This window comes from Streptomyces hydrogenans (assembly GCF_014656075.1).
In the GTDB taxonomy this organism is placed as follows: domain Bacteria; phylum Actinomycetota; class Actinomycetes; order Streptomycetales; family Streptomycetaceae; genus Streptomyces; species Streptomyces hydrogenans.
In genome coordinates this window covers 1-20,978 of sequence record NZ_BNBS01000110.1, presented here as the reverse complement: position 1 = coordinate 20,978, position 20,978 = coordinate 1, and the positions used below count along the sequence as shown (strand labels likewise).

At 74.4% G+C, this 20,978-nt stretch carries 21 protein-coding genes and 1 riboswitch; of the genes, 9 read left to right on the top strand and 12 right to left on the bottom strand.

Annotated features, from left to right (window positions below; genetic code table 11):
• Positions 1–3 precede the first annotated feature (3 nt).
• The gene (locus IE321_RS32290; protein ID WP_190225501.1) at positions 4–816 is read left to right on the top strand and encodes a TetR/AcrR family transcriptional regulator; all 813 of its coding nucleotides are present in this window, start codon (positions 4–6) and stop codon (positions 814–816) included.
• 13 nt (positions 817–829) lie between these two features.
• Here IE321_RS32290 and IE321_RS32285 read toward each other — a convergent pair whose 3' ends face one another.
• The 3 genes from IE321_RS32285 to IE321_RS32275 all read right to left on the bottom strand — a co-directional run bounded on the left by IE321_RS32285 (position 830) and on the right by IE321_RS32275 (position 4,193).
• Entirely contained in the window at positions 830–2,383 is a 1,554-nt protein-coding gene (locus IE321_RS32285) for an ABC transporter substrate-binding protein (protein ID WP_190225500.1), read from the bottom strand.
• 195 nt (positions 2,384–2,578) lie between these two features.
• Positions 2,579–3,928, bottom strand: a complete 1,350-nt coding sequence (locus IE321_RS32280; protein WP_190225499.1) for a metallophosphoesterase — start codon at positions 3,926–3,928, stop codon at positions 2,579–2,581.
• 19 nt (positions 3,929–3,947) lie between these two features.
• Positions 3,948–4,193: an SCO4848 family membrane protein gene (locus tag IE321_RS32275; RefSeq protein ID WP_190225498.1), complete on the bottom strand. Its 246-nt coding sequence runs from the start codon at positions 4,191–4,193 to the stop codon at positions 3,948–3,950.
• 109 nt (positions 4,194–4,302) lie between these two features.
• Between IE321_RS32275 and IE321_RS32270 the strand changes: the two genes are divergently transcribed.
• Positions 4,303–5,625 (top strand): D-alanyl-D-alanine carboxypeptidase family protein, encoded by a 1,323-nt coding sequence (locus tag IE321_RS32270; RefSeq protein ID WP_226651307.1) that lies wholly within the window; start codon positions 4,303–4,305, stop codon positions 5,623–5,625.
• Here the strand turns inward: IE321_RS32270 and IE321_RS32265 are convergent.
• Positions 5,546–6,469, bottom strand: a complete 924-nt coding sequence (locus tag IE321_RS32265) for a YihY/virulence factor BrkB family protein (protein ID WP_190225496.1) — start codon at positions 6,467–6,469, stop codon at positions 5,546–5,548. The two genes, IE321_RS32270 and IE321_RS32265, sit on opposite strands and share 80 nt — an antisense overlap.
• A gap of 105 nt (positions 6,470–6,574) precedes the next feature.
• Between IE321_RS32265 and IE321_RS32260 the strand changes: the two genes are divergently transcribed.
• Together IE321_RS32260 and dprE2 are read left to right on the top strand one after the other, a co-directional pair.
• Entirely contained in the window at positions 6,575–7,870 is a 1,296-nt protein-coding gene (locus IE321_RS32260) for an FAD-binding protein (protein WP_373316653.1), read from the top strand.
• A 24-nt stretch (positions 7,871–7,894) separates the two neighbouring features.
• Positions 7,895–8,641, top strand: coding sequence for a decaprenylphospho-beta-D-erythro-pentofuranosid-2-ulose 2-reductase (gene dprE2 / locus IE321_RS32255; protein ID WP_043225919.1), 747 nt, complete (start codon positions 7,895–7,897; stop codon positions 8,639–8,641).
• Positions 8,642–8,686: 45 nt separating this feature from the next.
• Here the strand turns inward: dprE2 and IE321_RS32250 are convergent, their stop codons facing one another.
• Both IE321_RS32250 and trpS read right to left on the bottom strand, forming a co-directional pair.
• Positions 8,687–9,265, bottom strand: coding sequence for a 2'-5' RNA ligase family protein (locus IE321_RS32250; RefSeq protein ID WP_190225495.1), 579 nt, complete (start codon positions 9,263–9,265; stop codon positions 8,687–8,689).
• A gap of 105 nt (positions 9,266–9,370) precedes the next feature.
• Positions 9,371–10,387: a tryptophan--tRNA ligase gene (trpS, locus tag IE321_RS32245; RefSeq protein ID WP_043225922.1), complete on the bottom strand. Its 1,017-nt coding sequence runs from the start codon at positions 10,385–10,387 to the stop codon at positions 9,371–9,373.
• Positions 10,388–10,443: 56 nt separating this feature from the next.
• Between trpS and IE321_RS32240 the strand changes: the two genes are divergently transcribed.
• A complete protein-coding gene (locus tag IE321_RS32240) occupies positions 10,444–11,046 on the top strand; it encodes an RNA polymerase sigma factor (protein WP_190225494.1) in 603 nt (200 codons plus the stop codon).
• On the top strand, positions 11,039–11,827 hold the full coding sequence (locus IE321_RS32235; RefSeq protein WP_226651305.1) for a hypothetical protein: 789 nt from the start codon (positions 11,039–11,041) through the stop codon (positions 11,825–11,827). The genes IE321_RS32240 and IE321_RS32235 overlap by 8 nt, the downstream gene beginning before the upstream one ends.
• Before the next feature lie 13 nt (positions 11,828–11,840).
• On the opposite strand, the gene glyA is transcribed toward IE321_RS32235, so the two are convergent.
• Complete coding sequence (gene glyA, locus IE321_RS32230) at positions 11,841–13,124, bottom strand: serine hydroxymethyltransferase (RefSeq protein ID WP_190225492.1); 1,284 nt, start codon at positions 13,122–13,124, stop codon at positions 11,841–11,843.
• A gap of 61 nt (positions 13,125–13,185) precedes the next feature.
• Positions 13,186–13,276: riboswitch (ZMP/ZTP riboswitch) on the bottom strand.
• A gap of 105 nt (positions 13,277–13,381) precedes the next feature.
• On the opposite strand from glyA, the gene rocD reads away from it, so the two are divergent.
• Both rocD and IE321_RS32220 read left to right on the top strand, forming a co-directional pair.
• On the top strand, positions 13,382–14,587 hold the full coding sequence (rocD, locus tag IE321_RS32225) for an ornithine--oxo-acid transaminase (protein ID WP_043225925.1): 1,206 nt from the start codon (positions 13,382–13,384) through the stop codon (positions 14,585–14,587).
• Positions 14,588–14,678: 91 nt separating this feature from the next.
• On the top strand, positions 14,679–15,374 hold the full coding sequence (locus IE321_RS32220) for a polysaccharide deacetylase family protein (protein ID WP_190225491.1): 696 nt from the start codon (positions 14,679–14,681) through the stop codon (positions 15,372–15,374).
• 3 nt (positions 15,375–15,377) lie between these two features.
• Here the strand turns inward: IE321_RS32220 and IE321_RS32215 are convergent, their stop codons facing one another.
• Both IE321_RS32215 and IE321_RS32210 read right to left on the bottom strand, forming a co-directional pair.
• A complete protein-coding gene (locus IE321_RS32215) occupies positions 15,378–16,559 on the bottom strand; it encodes a glutathionylspermidine synthase family protein (protein WP_043225929.1) in 1,182 nt (393 codons plus the stop codon).
• 18 nt (positions 16,560–16,577) lie between these two features.
• On the bottom strand, positions 16,578–16,889 hold the full coding sequence (locus IE321_RS32210; RefSeq protein WP_190225490.1) for a hypothetical protein: 312 nt from the start codon (positions 16,887–16,889) through the stop codon (positions 16,578–16,580).
• A 151-nt stretch (positions 16,890–17,040) separates the two neighbouring features.
• Between IE321_RS32210 and IE321_RS32205 the strand changes: the two genes are divergently transcribed.
• Positions 17,041–17,889, top strand: coding sequence for a hypothetical protein (locus IE321_RS32205; RefSeq protein ID WP_190225505.1), 849 nt, complete (start codon positions 17,041–17,043; stop codon positions 17,887–17,889).
• A 46-nt stretch (positions 17,890–17,935) separates the two neighbouring features.
• Here IE321_RS32205 and IE321_RS32200 read toward each other — a convergent pair whose 3' ends face one another.
• The 3 genes from IE321_RS32200 to IE321_RS32190 all read right to left on the bottom strand — a co-directional run.
• A complete protein-coding gene (locus IE321_RS32200) occupies positions 17,936–18,712 on the bottom strand; it encodes an SDR family oxidoreductase (protein ID WP_190225489.1) in 777 nt (258 codons plus the stop codon).
• An 84-nt stretch (positions 18,713–18,796) separates the two neighbouring features.
• Complete coding sequence (locus IE321_RS32195; RefSeq protein ID WP_190225488.1) at positions 18,797–19,777, bottom strand: RNA polymerase sigma-70 factor; 981 nt, start codon at positions 19,775–19,777, stop codon at positions 18,797–18,799.
• On the bottom strand, positions 19,774–20,978 hold a 1,205-nt coding region (locus IE321_RS32190), incomplete at its 5' end, for an aminotransferase-like domain-containing protein (protein ID WP_190225487.1). The genes IE321_RS32195 and IE321_RS32190, both read right to left, overlap by 4 nt.

The window sequence follows — 20,978 nt, the reverse complement described above, 5'->3', positions numbered from 1 at the left end:
TCCGTGAAGGACGCGAAGGAAGAGAAGAAGGCCCCGGACGCCCCGAAGACCGCGGCTCCGAGGTCCGCGGCCGCGAACCCCCCGGCTCCGGACGCCCCGAAGGCCCCCAAGAGCGAGCAGACCCGGACGCTCATCCTGGAGACCGCGCTGCGGCTCTTCCGGGAGCGGGGCTACGACAAGACCACCATGCGGGCGATCGCCCAGGAGGCCGGGGTCTCGGTCGGGAACGCCTACTACTACTTCGCGTCCAAGGAGCACCTGGTCCAGGGCTTCTACGACCGGATCGCCGAGGAGCACCAGGCGGCCGTGGAGCCGGTCCTGGAGGGCGGCGAGAAGGAACTGGTCGCCCGCATCAGGGGCGTGCTGCTCGCCTGGCTCGACATCGCGGAGCCGTACCACGAGTTCGCGGCCCAGTTCTTCAAGAACGCGGCCGACCCCGACAGCCCGCTCTCGCCGTTCTCCCCGGAGTCGGAGGGGCCGCGCGAGGCGGCGATCGAGGTGCACCGCCGGGTGATCTCCGGCGCCTCGGTGAAGGTCGACCCCGAACTGACCGAGGCCCTGCCCCAGCTGCTGTGGCTCCAGCAGATGGGGCTCGTCCTCTTCTGGGTGTACGACCGCTCCGAGGGCGCCGCCAACAGCCGCCGGCTGGTCGAGCGGCTGTCGCCGGTGACCGCGCGGGCCATCTCGCTCTCCCGCTTCCGCATCCTGCGCCCGCTGGTCAAGGAGACCCACGAGCTGCTGGCGGACTTCATGCCGACCGCGGCCGGCATGGCGGCTTCGGGGCGGCCCCGCAGGACCGCCCCGAAGCAGGACTGACCGCCCGGGCGGATCAGATCCAGGCCAGCTCCCACAGGCGCCAGATGCCGGTGCCGTCGGAGAGGTTCTGCGAGCCGCCGACGGCCTCGGTGGCGAGGACGTAGTCGTTCTTCTGCCAGAGCGGGAGCAGCGGCACGTCCTTGGAGACCTCGTCCTGGATCACCTTGAAGTCGCGGGTGGTCCGGGAGCGGTCGCTGTACTGCTGGGTGTCGGTGATCAGCTTGTCGACGGTCTTGCTGGAGTAGCCGCTGGACAGGGCGTTGCCGGTGCCGACGAGCGGGGCGGTGAAGCTGTCCGAGTCGGGGAAGTCGGGGAGCCAGCCGACGGTGTACGCGTCGTAGGCGCCGCTCGTGTAGCCCTTCTGGAAGGTCTGCCAGTCGGCCTCGACGACCTTCACCTTGAACAGCCCGGTCTCCTCCAGCTGCTTCTTGATCTCGGCGGTCTCCGCCTTGTAGGTGGCGTCCTGGCGGTAGCCGAAGGTGAAGTGGACCGGGGTCTGCACGCCGGCGGCCGCCAGCAGGTTCTTCGCCTTGGTCTGGTCCGGCGCCGGGTAGCGGTCGTAGAAGGCCGTGCTGTGGCCGACGAAGCCCTGCGGGATGAGCGAGTACAGCGGCTCGACCGTGCCCTTGTAGGCGCCGGTGGTGATGGCCGGGCGGTCGAGGACGGCCGCGACGGCCTGGCGCACGGCCTTGGTCCCCATCGGCGAGCCGGCCCGGGTGTTGAAGACGATGTTGCGGATCTCGGCGCTCTCCGCCTCGGTCAGACGCGTGCCGCCGTTGGTGTCCAGGCTCTCCACGAAGGACGGCGGGAGCTGGCGGTGCGTCACCTGGACGTCGCCGGACTTCCAGGCGTTCGCCAGGTCCTCGGAGGTCTTGTAGTACTTCACCAGGACCGGGCGTCCGGTCTTGGCCAGCGCGCCGCGGTACTTGGGGTTGGGCTCCAGGAGGGCGCTCTGGCCGGGCTTGTACTCCTTGAGGACGTACGGGCCGGTGCCGTCGACAGCGTTGTCCTGCCGGAGGGTGTCGGCCTGGTAGCGCTCGCGGTCGACGATCGAGCCGGCGCCGGTGGCCAGCTTCAGCGGGAAGGTGGCGTCCCGGCCGCTGAGGTTGAAGGTGACGGTGAGGCCGTCGGCCACCACATTCTTCAGGGTGGGGAAGAGCGGCGCGGGACCGACCTCCGCCTTGATCTTCAGCATCCGGTCGAAGGAGAACTTCACGTCCTCCGCCGTCACCTTGCGCCCGCTGCCGAAGGCGAGGTCGCCGCGGAGCGTGCACTGGTACGTGGTGAGCTTGTCGCCCACGAACTTGCAGCTCTCGGCGGCGTCCGGGGTCGGGGTGGTGAAGCCCGGCTTGAAGGTCAGCAGCGACTGGTAGAGGTTGCTGTAGATCGCCCAGGAGCCGGCGTCGTACGCGCCCGCCGGGTCGAGCGAGGTGACCTCGTCGGTGGTGCCCACGGGGACGGGGTCGGTACGGCCCTCGTCGGAGGGCAGGAGTTGCCAGCCCCCCACCCCCGCGGCCACCAGTACTCCACAAGTGATGAGGATCCGGAGACGGACCGTCGACCGCATTGCCGTGCTTCCTTTTTTCGTGCAAAAAACCCCAAGGGCGACGACCCCCGAATCGTCGCGTTTGCGCCACCCAATCACACGGTTTTCACGCGGGGAAGAGGAAACCTTCACACCGCATGCATATGTCCGGGAAATGCGAATTTAAGTCGATGAGCAGCACGTATCGACCCCGGCGCAGGGAGTGACGCTTTCCGATTACGCCTGTTTCGAGGCGAGTTGGACGACGGTGATGTCGGACGGCGCGCCGACCCGGACCGGCGGGCCCCAGGCGCCGGCGCCCCGGGAGACGTACAGCTGGGTGTCGCCGTACCGCTCCAGTCCGGCCACGGTCGGGTTGGCGAGTTCGGCGAGGAGGTTGCCCGGCCAGAGCTGTCCGCCGTGGGTGTGGCCGGAGAGCTGGAGGTCGACCCCGTGGGCGACGGCGTCGTCGATGACGACGGGCTGGTGGGCGAGGAGGACGGCGGCGCGGGACCGGTCGCGGTCGCCGAGCGCCCGGGCGAAGTCGGGCCCCCGGCCCTCGCTCTCGCCGGCCACGTCGTCCACGCCGGCCAGGTCGAAGCCGGCGGGGATCTCCAGCCGCTCGTTGCGCAGCGGGCGCATGCCGAGCTCGCGGACGTGGTCGACCCAGGCGTCGGCGCCGGAGAAGTACTCGTGGTTGCCGGTGACGAAGAAGGAGCCGTGCCGGGCGCGCAGTCGCGCGAGCGGTTCGGCGGCGGGCCCGAGGTTCTCCACGGTGCCGTCGACGAGGTCGCCGACGACGGCGATCAGGTCGGGCTGGGTGGCGTTGATCGCGTCGACGATCCGCTGCGAGTGCGCGCGGCCGAGGATCGGCCCGAGGTGGATGTCGGAGACGACCGCGATCCGGTACCCGTGCGCGGCCCGCGGCAGCTTGGCCAGCGGCACGGTCACCCGCTTCACCTTCGGCCCCCGCAGCACCCCGTAGGCGCCGTTCGCCACCGTCCCCGCCGCGGCGGCCGCCGCGGCCCCGCCGACGACGCGCGCGACGAACAGCCGCCGCGACACCTCGGGAGCGACGGGCCGCTCGACGACAACCCCGGCCTTGGTCTCGACGACGGCCCCGGCCTCGGTCTCGGCCTCGGGCTCGGCCTTGGCCTCGGGCTCGCCTTCGGCCTTGGTCCCGGGCTCGGCGGTCCGCTCCGGTACGGGAACGGGCGCGGTCACGGGCGCGGTCACCGCCGCGGGCGCGGCGGCCGGCGCCGCGGCGGCCCGTCGCGCGAGCCACCGGGACAGCAGCGGGCGCACGGCCTCCCCCACGGCCAGCGCCAGCACCAGGTACAGCAGCACCGCGAGCCACAGGAACCCGGGCCAGGCCACGACCTGCTGGAAGAGGAACGGCGCCCCCGCCCGGCCGGAGGCGAGCGCGGCGACCGAGAGCAGCGGCAGCGCGACCGCCACGGCGGTCCCCACCCGCCGCGCCGGCCCACCGGCCGCGGTGACGTCCCGGACCAGCCGGCGCCACACGTACCAGTGCACCGCGCCGAGCAGCGCGAGAGCCACGACCAGGAAGGGCAGGAAGGCGATCACGCCCGGAACCTCACTTGTGTCAGTCGACGGAACGACGGGAGGCGCGCACTCCGCGCAACCCGATCACGCCGATGACCGTCCCCAGAACGAAGGACGTCACGGCGAGCAGCAGATGGACCCAGAAGTAGGCCGTCGGGTCTCCGGCGTCGTCGAAGGCGAGCCCGCTCCCGTCGTTCCACAGATTCTTGACGAAAGTGACCCAGATGAACCAGCTCCATACCCCGAACGCGAGCAGGAACCAGGAGACGCGGCGGCTGAGCTTCATGGGCTCAGTATCACCGTGCGCCCCCGCGCACCCGCGTCCGGGTGGACGGAGCGGGGTGAAGGGGGGCGCGGGGTTCGGATCGGTGGAGCGGGCATGTACGTTCTCGATCGTGTCTGCTTCGAAGAGGATCGCTTGTGCGGTCACCGCCGCACTGTTGATGCCGCTCGCGCTGGGTGCCGGGCCCGCTTTCGGGGACGAGCCGGTGAAGCCGGGGGCGACCGGGAAGGCGCCGGAGAAGAAGGAGGAGCAGCCGAAGCCGCCGGCGAACATGTCGTCGGTGGGCGGGGTGCTGCTGGGGCTGCCGGGAACGCAGGTGAAGCTGGGGGCCGGGGCGCCGGTGCTGCCGAAGGAGCTGTCGGCGCGGTCGTGGATCGTCGCGGACGCGGAGAGCGGCGCGGTGCTCGCCTCGCACAACGCGCACTGGCGGCTGGCGCCCGCGTCCACGCTGAAGATGCTGTTCGCGGACACCCTGCTGCCGAAGTTCCCGAACCGGAACCAGGTCCACCTGGTGACCGGGGAGGACCTGGCCGGGATCGGCGAGGGGTCGAGCCTCGTCGGGATAAAGGAGAAGCAGAGCTACACGGTCCGGGACCTGTGGCTGGGGGTCTTCCTGCGGTCCGGGAACGACGCGGTGCACGTGCTGACCCGGATGAACCAGGGCCTGAACAAGACCGTGGCGGAGATGAACACGCACGCGGCCGAGCTCCAGGCGCTGGACACGCACGTGAAGACGCCGGACGGCTACGACGCCCCGGGGCAGGTCTCGTCGGCGTACGACCTGACACTGATCGCCCGCAACGGCATGCAGAAGGCGGAGTTCCGGGAGTACGCGGCGACGCCGCGCGCGGCCTTCCCCGGGGAGGCGAAGCCGGGCAAGAAGCGCGAGACCTTCGAGATCCAGAACACCAACCGGCTGCTCACCGGTGACTTCGGCATCGCCCCGTACCAGGGCATCGCCGGGGTCAAGAACGGCAACACCACGCACGCGGGCGCCACCTTCACCGGGGTCGCCGAGCGGAACGGGCGGGTGCTGCTGGTGACGGTGATGAACCCCTCCTCGAAGGAGCAGCACGCGGTCTACAAGGAGGCCGCGCGGCTGCTCGACTGGGGGTTCGCGGCGTCCGGGAAGGTGACTCCGGTGGGCGAGCTGGTGCCGCCGAAGAGCGCGGTCCCGGTGGCGCGGCCTTCGGGCGGTGCGGAGTCGGGGGCCGCGCCGGCGCCGGGCAAGGAGCACCCGGAGTCGAGCGGTCCGGCCGTCGCGGCCGCCGCCGAGGAGCACTCGGGCGGGGTCGGGATCGCGCTGGCCGTCGCGGGCGGGGTGCTGGCGCTGCTCGCGGCCGCGGTCTTCCTGGTCAACCGTCGCTGGCCGGCGGGGGGACGCTCGCGTTCCCGTTCGCGGACGGCCGCTCCGGATCCGGACGTGAATCCTTAGCGTCCACGGCCGTCCACGCGGAGCAGAACAGCAGGAGCTTCGCGGTGAAGTTGATCCAGAGGAGCAGGGCCACGGGCACGCCGAAGGCCCCGTACATCGACTTCGCCGCGACCTCGCGCATGTAGCCGCCGAGCAGCAGCTTGAGGAGTTCGAAGCCGGCCGCGCCGATCAGGGCGGCCACGACGAGGCGGCGGCGCGGCGGGTCGACGCCGGGCAGCAGCTTCAGGACGTAGAGCAGGATCAGGAAGTCGGCGGCCATCGCCACGACGACCGCGGCGACCTGGAGCAGGACGCCGCCGGCGCCGCCGCCGGAGATGCCGAGCCGGTCGGCGCTCCAGCCGACGGCCGTGGAGCCGAGCCAGGAGGCGGCGAGCGAGCAGAGCGCGACGCCGCCGAGGCCGCAGAGGACGAGGGCGTCCTTGCCCTTGCGGACCACCGGGTTGCCCTCGTCGGCGTCGTCGAGGCGCCAGACGGCGCGCAGGCAGTCCCGCATCGCGCCGACCCAGCTGATGCCGGTGAGGAGCAGCAGGGCGCCGGCGACGAGGCCGATGGTGCCGGCGTTGGCGACGAGTCCGCCGATGTCGAGCTGGTCGGAGATGCCGGGGACCTGGTCGGAGAGCTTCTCCTCGATCGTGTCGAGCTGGTCGTCGGTGAGCAGCGCGGCGCCGATCGCGGCGGCGACCGTGATCAGCGGGAAGAGGGCGAGGAAGGAGAGGAAGGTGATGGCGGCGGCGAGCCGGCTCCAGTGGACCTCGTCGAGCCGCTCGTAGGAGCGCCAGGCGTGCGTCTTCATCAGCCGGGTGACCCAGGGGCCGATGACGGGGAGCTTGGTCAGCCAGTCCATGACACCGAGCATCCCCCGCCGGCGGGCGGGGGACGCGGACCGACACCGCGCGCCGGGAACAGCAATACCGGCATAAGCGACATAAGCGGCGATACCGTCGCCCTCATGGCTGTCGAACCCCTCGTCCTGGACGACGACTTCGTGCCCCTCACGGGCGCCGGGCGCACCGCACCCTCGCTCGCGCTGCTCGCACGGCCGCGCTCGGCCGCCGCGGTCGCCGGGGTGGTCCTCGGCCGCGGTCCGCGCGGCGCGGTCGCCCGCGGCCGCGGCCGGTCCTGCGGCGACGCGGCGCAGAACGCGGGCGGCACCGTCCTGGACCTGACCGGACTGGACCGGATCCGCGGCCTCGACGCGGCGGCGGGTCTGGTGGTCTGCGAGGCGGGTGCCGAACTGGGCTTCCTCGCCCGGGCCTTGCTGCCGTACGGCCTCCAGCCGCGGACCGGTGCCGGCGGCTGGACGGCCGGCGGGGCGGTCGCCTCGGGGTACGGGGCCGGCGTCGAGGCGCTCGAACTCCTCGGCGCCGACGGGGAGTCCAGGACCGTCCGGCGGGGCGACCCGGTCTTCGAGGCGACCGTCGGCGGGCTCGGGCTCACCGGGGTGGTCCTCTCGGTGACGCTGGCCCTGCGGCCGGTCGAGACGGCGTTCCTGCGGGAGCGGACCGCCCGTTTCCGCGACGCCGACGCGCTGCTGGCCCACTGGGCGGGGCCGGACGCGCCCCGGGAGCCGTACGCGCGGGCCCGGTTCGAGCTGGCCGGGCGGGGCCGCGCGGTCCTCACGACCGCCGCGCCCGTCCCGTACGGGGAGCTCCCCCGGGGCCACCGGGCGCGCCGCGCGCCGCTGGCCCCGCCGTCCTTCCTGAGCGGCCTGCGGTCCCCCGGCGGGCTGCGGCCGCTGCCGGGGCTGGCCCGCCACGCGCGCGTGGCGGGGTCGTACGGCTCCGGGGCGGGCGGTCTCGGGCCCGGAGCGGGCGGGTACGGCTCCGGGACCGGGGCCTTCGTGCGGTACCGGTGCGCCGTCCCCGGGGGGCGGGAGGAGGCGCTGCGCGGGCTGCTCGCCCTGCTCGCCCACCGGCGCTCGCCCGTCCGGGCCGCCCGGCACGCGCGCGTGGAGCGGGTGTACGCCGCCGGGGCCGGTCCGCTGGCGTTCCCGGTGCGCGGCTGGTCCCTCGGCTTCGACGTGCCGGCGGGGGTGCCCGGGCTCGGGCGGTTCCTCGACGGGCTCGACGAGCGGGTGGCGGCGGCCGGCGGGCGGGTCCACCTCGCCGAGGACGCCCGGCTGCGGCCCGCCCTGCTTCCCGTGATGTATCCGCGGCTCGACGCCTTCCGCGGGCTGCGGGCCGCGCTCGACCCCCGGTCCGCGTTCCGCTCGGACCTCTCCCGCCGGCTCGGTCTGCAGAAATGATCAGGAGTGATCAGGAGTGATGTCGTGAAGGACGCCTTCGGTGCCCCCCAGTCCCTGCTGCTGCTCGGCGGCACCTCCGCCATCGGGCTCGCCACCGCCCGCCGGCTGATCGCCCGCCGCACCCGTACGGTGTGGCTGGCGGGCCGGCCCTCCCCCGAGCTGGCCGCGGCGGCCGCGTCGCTGCGCGCGCTGGGCGCGGAGGTGCGGGTGGTGCCCTTCGACGCGCTGGACACGGACGCGCACGCGGAGCGGCTCGGGCAGGTGTTCGCGGAGGGCGACGTCGATCTGGTGCTGCTGGCCTTCGGGGTCCTCGGCGACCAGACGCGGGACGAGTCCGATCCGGCCGCGGCGGTGCGGGTCGCGCAGACCAACTACACGGGCGCCGTGTCGGCGGCCCTGGTGTGCGCGGGCGCGCTCCAGGCGCAGGGGCACGGTTCGCTGGTGGTGCTGTCGTCGGTGGCGGGCGAGCGGGGGCGGCGGGCCGACTTCATCTACGGCTCGTCGAAGGCGGGCCTCGACGTCTTCGCGCAGGGCCTCGGCGACGCGCTGTACGGGACGGGGGTGCACGTGATGGTCGTGCGGCCCGGCGCGGTGCGGACGGCGGGCCGGCCGGACGCGCCGCTGTCGACGACCCCGGAGGCGGTGGCGGGCGCGATCGAGCTGGGGCTGCGGCGCCGCTCGGAGACGGTGTGGGTGCCGGGTCCGCTGCGGCTGGTGGCCTCGGCGCTGCGGCACGTGCCGCGTCCGCTGCACCGGCGGCTGCCGGTGTGACGCCTCCCCGTCACGGCGGGAGCGGAGGGGTGCGCCGCCCCGGGCTCAGGAGGAGCGGACGGGGCTGCCGCCCTGGCAGGGGACGGCCGAGATGGGGCGGCCGCTGCCGAACTCGTAGTCGTACAGCTTCCGCCAGACGCCGTCCGCGCCCTGCTCGTAGAGGGCGAAGGAGGAGCAGGTCCAGGCGGCCTCGAAGCCGGCCAGCTCCTCGTGGGCCCGGTCCATCGCCTCCTCGGCGATGCCGTGGGCGACGGTGACGTGCGGGTGGTACGGGAACTGGAGCTCGCGGACGAGCGGGCCGGACTCCTCGCGGAGGCGGGCCTGGAGCCGGTCGCAGCCTGCGGTGCCCTCGGCGAGGGTGACGAAGACCACCGGGGAGAGCGGGCGGAAGGTGCCGGTGCCGCTGAGCCGGATCCCGAAGGGGAGCGAGTCGGCGGCGACGCCGGCGAGGTGCGCCTCGATCTCCGGCAGCCGGTCCTGGTCGACCTCGGTGGGCGGGACGAGGGTGACGTGGGTGGGGATGGCGTGCGCGGCGGGGTCGCCGAAGCCCGCGCGCCGCTCCTGGAGCAGGCTGCCGTGAGGCTCCGGGACCGCGATCGAAACGCCGAGCGTTACGGTCCCCACGTCGTTCTCCTCCGTCGTTCTGATCGGGTCGGTGTGTGGTGGTGCAGCCGCCAGTGTGCGGCCTGCACCACCCTCATGGCCAGGGTCCTCGGACCCCGCGCCGCGTCAGTGCTTCGCGGGCAGGAAGCCGATCCTGTCGTACGTCTGCGCCAGCGTCTCGGCGGCGACCGCGCGGGCCTTCTCCGCGCCCTTGGCCAGGATCGAGTCCAGCGTCTCCGGGTCGTCCAGGTATTCCTGGGTGCGGGTCCGGAAGGGGGTGACGAAGTCCACCATGACCTCGGCGAGGTCGGTCTTGAGGGCGCCGTACATCTTGCCCTCGTAGCTCTTCTCCAGCTCCGCGATGCCGGTGCCCGTGAGGGTGGACATGATCGTGAGGAGGTTGGAGACGCCCGCCTTGTTCTCCGGGTCGAAGCGGATCACCGTGTCGGTGTCGGTGACGGCGCTCTTGACCTTCTTGGCGGTGACCTTCGGGTCGTCGAGGAGGTTGATGAGGCCCTTCGGCGTGGAGGCCGACTTGCTCATCTTGATCGACGGGTCCTGGAGGTCGTAGATCTTCCCGGTCTCCTTGACGATGTACGGCGCCGGGACCGTGAAGGTGTCGCCGAAGCGGCCGTTGAAGCGCTCGGCGAGGTCGCGCGTGAGCTCGATGTGCTGGCGCTGGTCCTCGCCGACCGGGACGTGCGTGGCCTGGTAGAGGAGGATGTCCGCGACCTGGAGGATCGGGTAGGTGAAGAGGCCGACCGTGGCGCGGTCGGCGCCCTGCTTGGCGGACTTGTCCTTGAACTGGGTCATGCGGGACGCCTCGCCGAAGCCGGTGAGGCAGTTCATGACCCAGCCGAGCTGCGCGTGCTCGGGGACGTGGCTCTGGATGAAGAGGGTGCAGCGCTCCGGGTCGAGGCCGGCGGCGAGGAGCTGCGCGGCGGCGAGCCGGGTGTTGGCCCTGAGCTCGGCCGGGTCCTGCGGGACCGTGATGGCGTGCAGGTCGACGACCATGTAGAAGGCGTCGTGGCTCTCCTGCAGCGCGACGTACTGCCGGATCGCACCGAGGTAGTTGCCGAGGTGGAACGAGCCGGCGGTGGGCTGGATTCCGGAGAGCGCGCGGGGACGTGCATCAGAGGCCATGCACATCATTCTCTCAGGTGTGGGAACCGATCCCCGACTTCCGGTGTACCAGGAGTGTGAGGACACGGGAGGGGGGCTCGGCCGTCGTCGACGAGAGCGCCGTGATCGCCCGGGTGCGCGCCGGAGAGCCGGAGGCGTACGCGGAGCTGGTCCGCGCGCACACGCCGGTGGCGCTGCGGGCGGCGGTGGCGTGCGGGGCGGGCGCGGAGGCCGAGGACGTGGTGCAGGCGGCGTTCTTCAAGGCGTACCGCTCGCTGGGGAGTTTCCGGGAGGGGTCGGCCTTCCGGCCGTGGCTGCTGAGCATCGTGGCCAATGAGACGAGGAACACACTGCGGGCGGCGGGCCGGCAGCGGGCCGTGGCCGGGCGGGAGGCGGAGCTGCTCGGGGGCGAGCCGCTGATACCGGAGTCGGCGGACCCGTTGGTGGCGGCGGTGGACGGCGAGCGGCGCCGGCGGCTGCTCGCGGCGCTGGACGGGCTGGCGGAGGAGCACCGGAGCGTGGTGGTGCACCGCTATCTGCTGGAGCTGGACGAGGCGGAGACGGCGGCGGCGCTGGGGTGGCCGCGCGGGACGGTGAAGTCGCGGCTGAGCCGGGCGCTGAAGAAGCTGGGGTCGGCCCTGGGGGCGCGGGAGGCGAAGGGAGGTGGGGAGCGTGCGTGAGGACGAGGGGCCCGGGGGGCTGGAGGAGGAGCTGAGGGAGCTCGGGCGGTCGCTGCGGGTGCCGGACGTGGACGGGGAGTTGATGGCGGAGCGGGTACTGGCGCGGCTCCTCGCCGAGCACGTGCCGGTGCCGGTGCCGGTCGTCGAGGAGCCCCGGCCGGAGCGGTGGGCGTGGGCGCGGCGGTGGTGGCGGGCGCTGGTGGCCGGGCTGTCCGGGGTGCTGGTGGTGGCGGTGCTGACGCCGCCGGTGCGGGCGGCGGTGGCCGAGTGGCTGGGGGTCGGCGGGGTCGCGGTGGAGTACGCGCCGGGGGCGCCTCCCCCGGCTCCGGCGGTGGTCCCGGGGTGCCCGGCTCCGGTGCCGGTGGCGGAGGCGGCCCGGCGGGCGGGGTTCGCGCCGCTGCTGCCGGAGGGGGTGGCCGGGGCGGTCACGGCGGTGACGGGGCGGGCGCCGCGGGCGGTGGTCGGGGTGTGCTGGCGGACGGCCCGGGGGGTGGTGGTCCGGCTGGACGAGTTCCCGGGGGAGCTGGATCCCGGCTTCGTGAAGGAGGTGCGGGAGCAGCCGGAGCCGGTGGTGCTCCCGGACGGGACGGCGGGGTACTGGTTCGCCGCGCCGCACCGGCTGGCCTTCCCGCTCTCCTCGGCCGACGGCCGGTGGCGGCAGGAGGTGCGGACGGCGGGGCCCACGCTGGTGTGGACGCGGCCGTCGGCGGGGCTGACGCTCCGGTTGGAGGGCGTGCCGGACCGGACGGAGGCGCTGCGGGTGGCGGCCTCCGTCCGGTGAGCGGGGGCGGGCGTCAGGCGGGGAGGCCGGGGGCGGGGTGGGCGGCCATCAGGTCGGCGACCTCGGCGCGGATCGTGGCGAGGGCGTCCTCGTCCTCGGCCGCGGCGGCGGTGACGGCGCGGTCGATCCAGTCGGCGACCTGGTCCATGTGGGCGGGGGTGAGGCCGCGGGAGGTGAGGGAGGGGGTGCCGATGCGGACGCCGGAGGGGTCGAATGGCTTCCGGGGGTCGAAGGGGACGGTGTTGTGGTTGACGACGATGCCGGCGCGGTCGAGGGCCTTGGCGGCGGTCTTGCCGGGGACCCCCCTGGGGGTGAGGTCCATCAGGATCAGGTGGTTGTCGGTGCCGCCGGAGACCAGGTCGAAGCCGCGGGCGAGGAGGGCGTCGGCGAGGGCCTTGGCGTTGGCGACGACGGCGTGGGCGTAGTCGCGGAAGGACGGCAGGGACGCCTCGCGGAGCGCGACGGCGATGGCGGCGGTGGTCTGGTTGTGCGGGCCGCCCTGGAGGCCGGGGAAGACGGCCTTGTCGAGGGCCCTGGCGTGCTCCTCGGTGGACATGAGCATGGCGCCGCGCGGGCCGCGGAGGGTCTTGTGGGTGGTCGTGGAGATGACGTCCACGTGGCCGACCGGGGAGGGGTGGGCGCCGCCGGCGACGAGGCCGGCGATGTGGGCGATGTCGGCGACGAGGACGGCGCCGGCCTCCCGGGCGATCTCGCCGAAGGCGGCGAAGTCGATGGTGCGGGGCAGCGCGGTGCCGCCGCAGAAGATCACCTCGGGGCGTTCGGCGAGGGCGAGGTCGCGGACCTGGTCGTAGTCGATGAGGCCGGTGTCGCGGCGGACGCCGTACTGGACGCCGCGGAACCAGGAGCCGGTGGCGGAGACGCCCCAGCCGTGGGTGAGGTGACCGCCCATGGGGAGCGCCATGCCCATGACGGTGTCGCCGGGCTTCGCGAAGGCGAGGTAGGCGGCGAGGTTGGCCGGGGAGCCGGAGTAGGGCTGGACGTTCGCGTGGGCGACGCCGAAGAGGGCCTTGGCGCGCTCGATCGCGAGGGTCTCGACCTGGTCAATCACCTGCTGGCCCTCGTAGTAGCGGCGGCCGGGGTAGCCCTCGCTGTACTTGTTCTGGAGGACGGTGCCGGAGGCTTCGAGGACGGCGGCGGAGACGTAGTTCTCGCTGGGGATGAGGCGGAGGGTGTCGGCCTGGAGCCGTTCCTCGGCGCCGACGAGGGCGGCGAGCTCGGGGTCGGCGGCGGCGAGCGCGGGGTGGCCGGCGGGCAGCTGGGTCTGCGGGGTGGTCACGTGTTCCTCCGGGAGTACGTCGGAACGTCCCGGCGAGGTGTCGCACGGGACGCGGGCGGTCCCGTGATGCCCAGGCGAGCGGCACCTCGTGTGGTGGAGCGCGCGCGGCTCCCCCGGGGTCGGTTCCCCGTACGCCAGTCGCCGTGCGTGTTCAGAGACTAGCTGGCGCGCCGTTCCCGAGGTTTCCTCGTCCGGGATGCGAGCGACGATAAGAAGGGGCCACAACACACCCCGGCCGCAGGACGATCGGAGATCCCGTGTCGAGAACGCAAGACGAGATCGCTGCCTCGGACGCGCACAGCGCCCACAACTACCACCCCCTGCCCGTCGTCGTCGCCTCCGCGGAGGGGGCCTGGATGACCGACGTCGAGGGGCGCCGTTTCCTGGACATGCTCGCCGGCTATTCGGCGCTGAACTTCGGGCACGGCAACCGCCGGCTGATCGAGGCGGCGAAGGCCCAGCTGGAGCGGGTGACGCTGACATCGAGGGCCTTCCACCACGACCGGTTCGCCGAGTTCTGCGCCCGGCTGGCCGAGCTGTGCGGCAAGGAGACCGTGCTGCCGATGAACACCGGCGCGGAGGCGGTCGAGACGGCCGTGAAGACGGCCCGGAAGTGGGGGTACGAGGTGAAGGGCGTGCCGGACGGGCACGCGAAGATCGTGGTGGCGGGGAACAACTTCCACGGGCGGACGACGACGATCGTGTCGTTCTCCACGGACCACGAGGCCCGGGACCACTTCGGGCCGTACACGCCGGGCTTCGAGATCGTGCCGTACGGCGATCTGACGGCCCTGGAGGCGGCGGTCACCGAGAACACGGTGGCGGTGCTGCTCGAACCGATCCAGGGCGAGGCGGGCGTGCTGGTGCCGCCGGCCGGTTACCTGCGCGGGGTGCGGGAGCTGACGGCCCGGCGGAACGTGTTGTTCATGGCGGACGAGATCCAGTCGGGCCTGGGCCGGACGGGCCGGACCTTCGCGTGCGAGCACGAGGGCGTCGTCCCGGACGTGTACATCCTGGGCAAGGCGCTCGGCGGCGGTGTGGTGCCGGTGTCGGCGGTGGTCGCGGACGCGGACGTGCTGGGGGTGTTCCGGCCGGGCGAGCACGGTTCGACCTTCGGCGGGAACCCGCTGGCCTGCGCGGTGGCCCTGGAGGTGATCGCGATGCTGCGGACCGGGGAGTACCAGCAGCGGGCGGCGGAGCTGGGCGAGCACCTGCACGCGGAGCTGGGGCTGCTCGTGGGCGGGGGCGCTGTGGAGGCGGTGCGGGGCCGCGGTCTGTGGGCGGGCGTGGACATCGCGCCGGAGCGCGGGACGGGCCGGCAGGTCTCGGAGCGGCTGATGGAGCGCGGGGTGCTGGTGAAGGACACCCATGGTTCGACGATCCGGATCGCGCCGCCCCTGGTGATCTCGAAGGAGGACCTGGACTGGGGCCTGGAGCAGCTGCGGGGGGTCCTCTCGGACTGACCGGGTCCGCTTCCGGGGCGGCGCCGAGGGCGTCGCCCCGGGGCAACTCGGGCCATTGACACCACAGTTGGTCTAGGCCAATGATGCGGCCATGCCGAGACTCCGTCTGCGTCACGCCCTGCGTGCCGCGCTCGCCGCCCTGGTCCCGCTCGCCCTCCTGGGGGCCGTCGGCGGGCCCGCGCACGCCGCCCCGCGGGGGGCCTGGCCCGAGCCCGCGCCCGTGGTCTCCCGGGTGGAGACCACGGACCCGGTCGTCTTCATCACCATCGACGACGGCTGGTTCCACGACCCCGCCGCCGCGGAGCTGCTGCTCGACCGCCGGGTGCCGGCCTCGCTGTTCCTGCTGCCGGGGGCGTACTCGTACGACTCCGGGTACTTCCACCGGCTGCTCGACCACGGGCGGGTGCGGATCGAGAACCACACGGTCGGCCACCCGGACCTCACCACGCTGGACGCGGCCGGGCAGAAGGCCGAGGTCTGCGGGGCGCGGGACGCGCACCTCGCGGAGTTCGGCGACGGGCCGCGGCTGCTGCGCCCGCCGTACGGCGCGTTCGACGCGACCACCCGGACCGCCGCCCGCGCCTGCGGGGCGAAGGCCGTGGTGACGTGGACGTACGACCTGACCACCTGGGGCGGGTGGACGCCGCCGACCCCGGAGCTCAAGGCCGGCGACATCATCCTGCTGCACTTCAACGAGACGCTGGAGCAGGACCTGGAGCGGGCCCTGGCCCTGGCCGAGGCGGCCGGGCTGAAGCCGGCGCCGCTGCGGGAGTACGTCCCGGAGTGAGCGTCAGAGGATGACGTGTGGGAGGAAGCGGGCGTACTCGTCGGTGATCGCGCCCGCCGACTCCCGGATGCCGAGCCCGGCGGCCTCGTCCTCGACGACCCAGGCGCCGAGCAGCGTGCGGTTGCCGTCGAAGTCGGGGAGCGGGGCCAGGCCCTGGTAACAGCAGGGCTCGTCGCGGACGGCGGGGTCGTCGCCGGGCTCGTGCAGGGTGACGCCGGCGCCCTCCCGGCCGAGCAGCGGCTTGGCCGCCCAGCCGGTGGTCGTGGCCAGTTCGCGCGGCCCGTCGAGGTAGGCGGGCAGCAGGTTGGGGTGGCCGGGGTGGAGCTCCCAGAGGATCGCCAGGAGCGCCTTGTTGGAGAGCAGCATCTTCCAGGCGGGCTCGATCCAGCAGGTGGTGCCGGAGCCGCCGCCGTTGTCCAGGGTGGACAGGACGTGCTTCCCGAAGCGGTCGGTGACCAGCCACTCCCACGGGTAGAGCTTGAAGCAGCTGCGGATGAAGCGCAGCTTCTCGTCGACGAAGCGGCGGGAGAGCCGGTCCCAGCCGATCCGCTCGACGGAGAGCGCCTCGGTGGCGAGTCCGGCCTGCTCGGCGGTCTCGCGGAGGTACGCGACCGTCATCAGGTCCTCGCCGAGCTCGTCGGTCTCGGAGTGGGCGAAGTGGACCGGGCCGGGCGGCAGCAGCGGCGCCTGCCGCTTCCAGGCGTCGACGAGCCGCTCGTGCAGCGAGTTCCACTGGTCGGCGCCGGGGAAGCGCTCCTCCATCCAGAACCACTGCGGGCTCGCGGCCTCCACCAGGGAGGTCGGGGTGTCGGCGTTGTACTCCAGCATCTTCGCCGGACCCGTGCCGTCGTAGACGAGGTCGAAGCGGGCGTAGAGGGAGGGGAGTTCGGCACGCCGGCGCCAGGACTCGGCGACCCGCTCGGCGACCCGGGGATCGGTGATCCCGAGGTCGGCGAAACGGTTCCGCTCGACGATGTGCGCGGCCGCCGCGAGGCACATGGCGTGCAGCTCCTCGACGACCTCCTCCAGCGCCTCGACCTCGGGCAGCGTGAAGGAGTAGTACGCGCTCTCGTCCCAGTACGGGCGCAGCGACCCGTCCGGGTAGCGGGTCAGCGGGTAGACGAGGCCCTGCTCCTCGACGGTCCGCTGCCAGCCCGGGCGGGGCTCGATGGTGTGCCGTTCCATGGTGCCGGTCCGCCCGTCTCAGCCGCCGCTCGACCCGGAGGACGAGCAGCCGAAGCCGCCGGTGTCGACGGCCTTCTTGTCGAAGCTGCCGCCGGACACCCGCGCGTTGCTGACGGAGCCGCCGTAGTAGTAGGCGCCGCGGGAGGAGGAGCCGTTGTCGTCGTCATCGTCGTCACCGGAGCCGCCGGTGTCGCACCGGTAGCCGGGCAGTTCCTCCAGCGTCACCGGGTCCGCGCACCGGCGGTCGGGTTCGGCGCCGCAGGCGGTGATCGTCGCCGCGAGCACGCCCATTCCGCCGAGCACCACCGTGCTCGACCTGAGCCTCCGCATGTCCCTCGCCCTCCCCTTCGCGTGGCCGCGCACCTTCGTGTGCGCGTGGCACGTCCGCGCGGCCGTTCGTATGACTGGGGGCCTCGCGACCGCACAGTGTAGGCCGCTGCTTTCCGGCTCCGGCACCTAGAGTCGCTATGTGCTCTTCGGTATGGTTTGCGCGCTCGGTTCGTCCCTCTGCTTCGGTGCCGCCACCGTCTTCCAGGCCGCCGGCGCCCGCGAGGCGGAGCCCGGGACGGGCAGCGGGGTCGACCTCGGGCTGCTCTGGCGGGCGCTGCGCCGGTGGCGCTACCTCGTCGGGCTCGGCCTCGACGGCCTCGGCTTCTGCCTGGAGGTCGTGGCCCTGCGGACGCTCCCCCTCTACGCGGTGGGCGCGGCGCTCGCCGCGAGCCTCGCCGTCACGGCGGCCCTGGCCTCCCGGATGCTCCGGGTGCGGCTGAGCCGGATCGAGTGGGGCGCGGTGGCGGCGGTCTGCCTGGGGCTCGGCATGCTGGCGCTCGCCGCGGGCCGGGAGGGCCACTTGGACGGGCCCGAGGCGCTGCCGTGGGCGCTGCTCGGGATCGCGGCCGGGGTGCTGCTGCTCGGCGCGGCGGCCGGCCGGCTCCCGGACCGCTCCCGGGCGCTGGTCCTGGGCCTGGGGGCCGGGATCGGCTTCGGGGTCGTGGAGGTGGCGGTGCGGCTCCTGGACGGGGTGGACCCGGCCGACCCGGCCCTGTGGGCGCTGCTGCTCGGCGGCGCGGCGGCGTTCCTGCTGCTGACCTCGGCCTTCCAGCGGGGTTCGGTGACGACGGCGACGGCGGGCATGGTCCTGGGCGAGACGCTGGGGCCGGCGGCGGCCGGGGTCCTCTGGCTGGGCGACCGGACCCGCGAGGGCCTCGGCTGGCTGGCGGTCAGCGGCTTCGCCGTGGCCGTCGCCGCCTCCCTGACCCTGGCCCGCTTCGGCGAGGCCCCGGAGGCGGCGCCCCCGGTCCCCGCGGAGGGGGCGGCCGCGCCGGACTGAGGGACGGTACGGGGCGGGCGGGGCCGCCGCGGGCGGAGTCACCGCCTCAGACGGGGGCGCCGCCCCGGGCCGAGGCTCCGCGCGCCGCCAGGTACTCCTCGAAGGTGACGCGACCGGTGGCGTGCCCGGGGGCCAGGTGGCCGCCGGCGCGGAAGGCGCGGTAGGCCCGGCCGGCCAGCGGCAGGGACAGGACGCGGCGGGTGCGGCCGGTCGCGGCGAGGTGGGCGCGGACCAGGTCCGCGAAGGTGCGCACCTCGGGGCCGCCCAGGTCGGGGACCCGCCCGGCGGGGTCGCCGGCGGCCAGCTCGGCCAGCCGCGCGGCGACCTCGGTCACCTCCACCGGCTGGTCGGAGACCCCGGCGGGCAGCGGCAGCACCAGCGGGACCTTCGCGGCGGCCGTCAGGATCCGGTCCACCAGGTCGTGGAACTGGGTGGCCCGCAGCACGGTCCAGCCGAGCCCGGACTCCTCGACCTGCCGCTCCACCGCGAGCTTGGCCCGGTAGTAGCCGAGCGGCACCCGGTCGACGCCGACGATCGAGATGTGGACCAGGTGCCGGACGCCGGCGCGGCGGGCCCCCGCGATCAGGACGCGGGCCGCCTCCTCGTCGCCGCCGCGCGGGCTGGAGGCGCAGTGGACCACGGTGTCGACGCCCGCGAGGGCGCGGTCGAGGCCGGTCCCCCGCCGCAGGTCCACCGGGTGGCTCGGGGAGCGCCGGCTCAGTTCGCGCACCTCGTGCCCGTCGGCGGCGAGCCGGGCGCACAGCGGCCGGCCGAGGGTGCCGGTGGCTCCCGTCACCAGGATCGTCTTCGTCGCCGTGGTCATCTCCGGGCTCCTTCCGGGCGCGGGCGCTCCCCGTGGAGCGCCCCTCCCCCCTGGGACAAGCGGGACCCGGGGAATGTGACGGCCTCAGGCGCCGGATTCCGGGTACGCGGCGAACTGCCGGGCCGCATAGCCGAGCTTGTCCGGGTTCATCACCATCCGCACGTCGGTGACGAGGCCGTCGGGCCGGACGTCCACCGAGGCGACGCCGAGGACCCGGGCGCCGACGTGCAGCACCACGCCGGGCGCGCCGTTGACCTCGACGACCGTGAGCCGGGCGCCCTCCTCCGTACGGCGGGCGACTCCGGCGAGGAAGCGCAGGACGTGGTCGCGGCCCCGGACGGGACGGAGGGCGGACCTGACCTTGCCGCCGCCGTCGCCCCACCAGACGACGTCCGCCGCGAGGACCTTCTCCAGGCCGGCGAGGTCGCCCTCGCGGGCGGCGGCGACGAAGGACTCGACGAACTCCCGGTGCCGCTCGGGCGCGGGCGGGTCGAAGCGGGCGGCGGCCCCGTCGTCCCCGGGCCCCGCCACCCGCCGGGCGGCCCGGCCGTACAGCTGGCGGCAGTTCGCCTCGCCGAGGTCGAGGAGGCCGGCGATCTCCCGGTGCGGGTAGCCGAAGGCCTCGCGGAGCACGTAGACGGCGCGCTCGGCCGGGGTGAGGCGCTCCAGGAGGAGGAGCAGGGCCGTGGAGACCTCGTCGCGCCGCTCGGCGGCCTCCAGCGGCCCGGTGCCGGGCGCGCCGGGCAGCCCGCCGCCCGCCGTGAGCACCGGCTCGGGCAGCCAGGGGCCGGTGTACCGCTCGCGCGTGGCCCGGGCGGAGGTGAGCCGGTTCAGGCACAGCCGCGTGACGACCTTGGCGAGCCAGGCGCCCGGGTGGACGAGCTCGGTCCGGTCGGCGTCGCTCCAGCGCAGATAGGCGTCCTGGACGGTGTCCTCGGCCTCGGCGGCGGACCCGAGCATCCGGTAGGCGATCCCGAACAGCCGGGGCCGGTGGGCGGTGAACTCCCGGGCGGCGGCCTCCGCGTCGGTGCCGGGGCGCTCGTCCGGGGCGGGGTGCGACGTCACGGATCCACCCTGCCAGAAGCCGCCTCCCCGGCCTCCTCCGCCCCCTCGCCGCCGACCCCCTCCAGGACCCGGCAGAGGGCCTGGAGGGCGGAGGGCCAGGCGCTGTCGGACGGGGTGCCGTAGCCGACGACCAGACCCTCCGGGCCGGGCGCCGCGTCGGGGTGGCGGAACTGGTCGAGACCCTGGACGGCCAGGCCGTGCCAGGCGGCGGAGCGGAGGGCCGCGCGCTCGGTGCCGGGCGGCAGCGGCAGCACCGCGTGGAGGCCCGCCGCGATCCCGCCGGCCCGGATCCCGGGGGCGTGCGCGGCGAGCGCGGCGACGAGCTGGTCGCGGCGGCGGCGGTAGCGCAGCCGCATGGCCCGGACGTGCCGGTCGTGCGCCCCGGAGGCGAGCCATTCCGCGAAGGCGAGCTGGTCGGGGGTCCCGCACATCCAGTCGACGACCGCGCCCTTGCCGGTGGCGACCTCGTCGACCAGCTCCTCCGGGAGCACCATCCAGGCGATCCGCAGCCCGGGGGCGAGGGACTTGCTCGCGGTGCCGAGGTAGATCACCCGGTCCGGGTCGAGGCCCTGGAGGGCGCCGACCGGCTGCCGGTCGTAGCGGAACTCGCCGTCGTAGTCGTCCTCCAGGACGAAGCCGCCGGCGGCCCGTGCCCAGTCGACGACCGCCGTCCGCCGGTCCGGGGGCAGCGCGCCGCCGAGCGGGAACTGGTGGGCGGCCGTCAGCAGCACCGCGTCCGGGGCGAGCGCGGCCAGGGCGTCGACGCGGGTGCCGCGCGCGTCGAAGGGCAGCGGCGGGGTGGCGAGACCGGCCTCGCGCAGCAGTCCGGCGTGGTGGCCGAGGCCGTACGACTCCACGGCCGCGGACCGGGCGCCGCGCCGGCGCAGGGCGCGGGCTATCAGCATCAGGCCGTGCGCGAACCCCGCGCAGACCACGATCCGTTCGGGCCGGGCGTAGACGCCCCGGGCGCGGGCCAGGTACTCGGCGAGGACGGTCCGCAACTCCTCCCGGCCGCGCGGGTCGCCGTACCCGAAGGCCGCGTCCGGGGCCGCGGTCAGCGCCCGCCGGTACGCCTTGAGCCACGCGGCGCGCGGGAAGGAGGAGAGGTCCGGGGTGCCGCTCCTCAGGTCGTACGCGGGCATCCCGGCCCGTCGACGCGCGCCCCGCGCCCCGGGCCCGCCGGCGGGCCGCCACGGGGCCC

Excerpts from the sequence above, each read along its gene's own strand:
- trpS (WP_043225922.1), bottom strand. The coding sequence starts at position 10,387 with ATGGCCTCTGATGCACGTCCCCGCGCGCTCTCCGGAATCCAGCCCACC.
- IE321_RS32265 (WP_190225496.1), bottom strand. The coding sequence starts at position 6,469 with ATGGACTGGCTGACCAAGCTCCCCGTCATCGGCCCCTGGGTCACCCGG.
- IE321_RS32220 (WP_190225491.1), top strand. The coding sequence starts at position 14,679 with ATGCCGAGACTCCGTCTGCGTCACGCCCTGCGTGCCGCGCTCGCCGCC.
- IE321_RS32275 (WP_190225498.1), bottom strand. The coding sequence starts at position 4,193 with ATGAAGCTCAGCCGCCGCGTCTCCTGGTTCCTGCTCGCGTTCGGGGTA.
- IE321_RS32200 (WP_190225489.1), bottom strand. The coding sequence starts at position 18,712 with ATGACCACGGCGACGAAGACGATCCTGGTGACGGGAGCCACCGGCACC.
- IE321_RS32285 (WP_190225500.1), bottom strand. The coding sequence starts at position 2,383 with ATGCGGTCGACGGTCCGTCTCCGGATCCTCATCACTTGTGGAGTACTG.
- IE321_RS32260 (WP_373316653.1), top strand. The coding sequence starts at position 6,575 with ATGGCTGTCGAACCCCTCGTCCTGGACGACGACTTCGTGCCCCTCACG.
- IE321_RS32205 (WP_190225505.1), top strand. The coding sequence starts at position 17,041 with ATGGTTTGCGCGCTCGGTTCGTCCCTCTGCTTCGGTGCCGCCACCGTC.
- IE321_RS32215 (WP_043225929.1), bottom strand. The coding sequence starts at position 16,559 with ATGGAACGGCACACCATCGAGCCCCGCCCGGGCTGGCAGCGGACCGTC.
- IE321_RS32210 (WP_190225490.1), bottom strand. The coding sequence starts at position 16,889 with ATGCGGAGGCTCAGGTCGAGCACGGTGGTGCTCGGCGGAATGGGCGTG.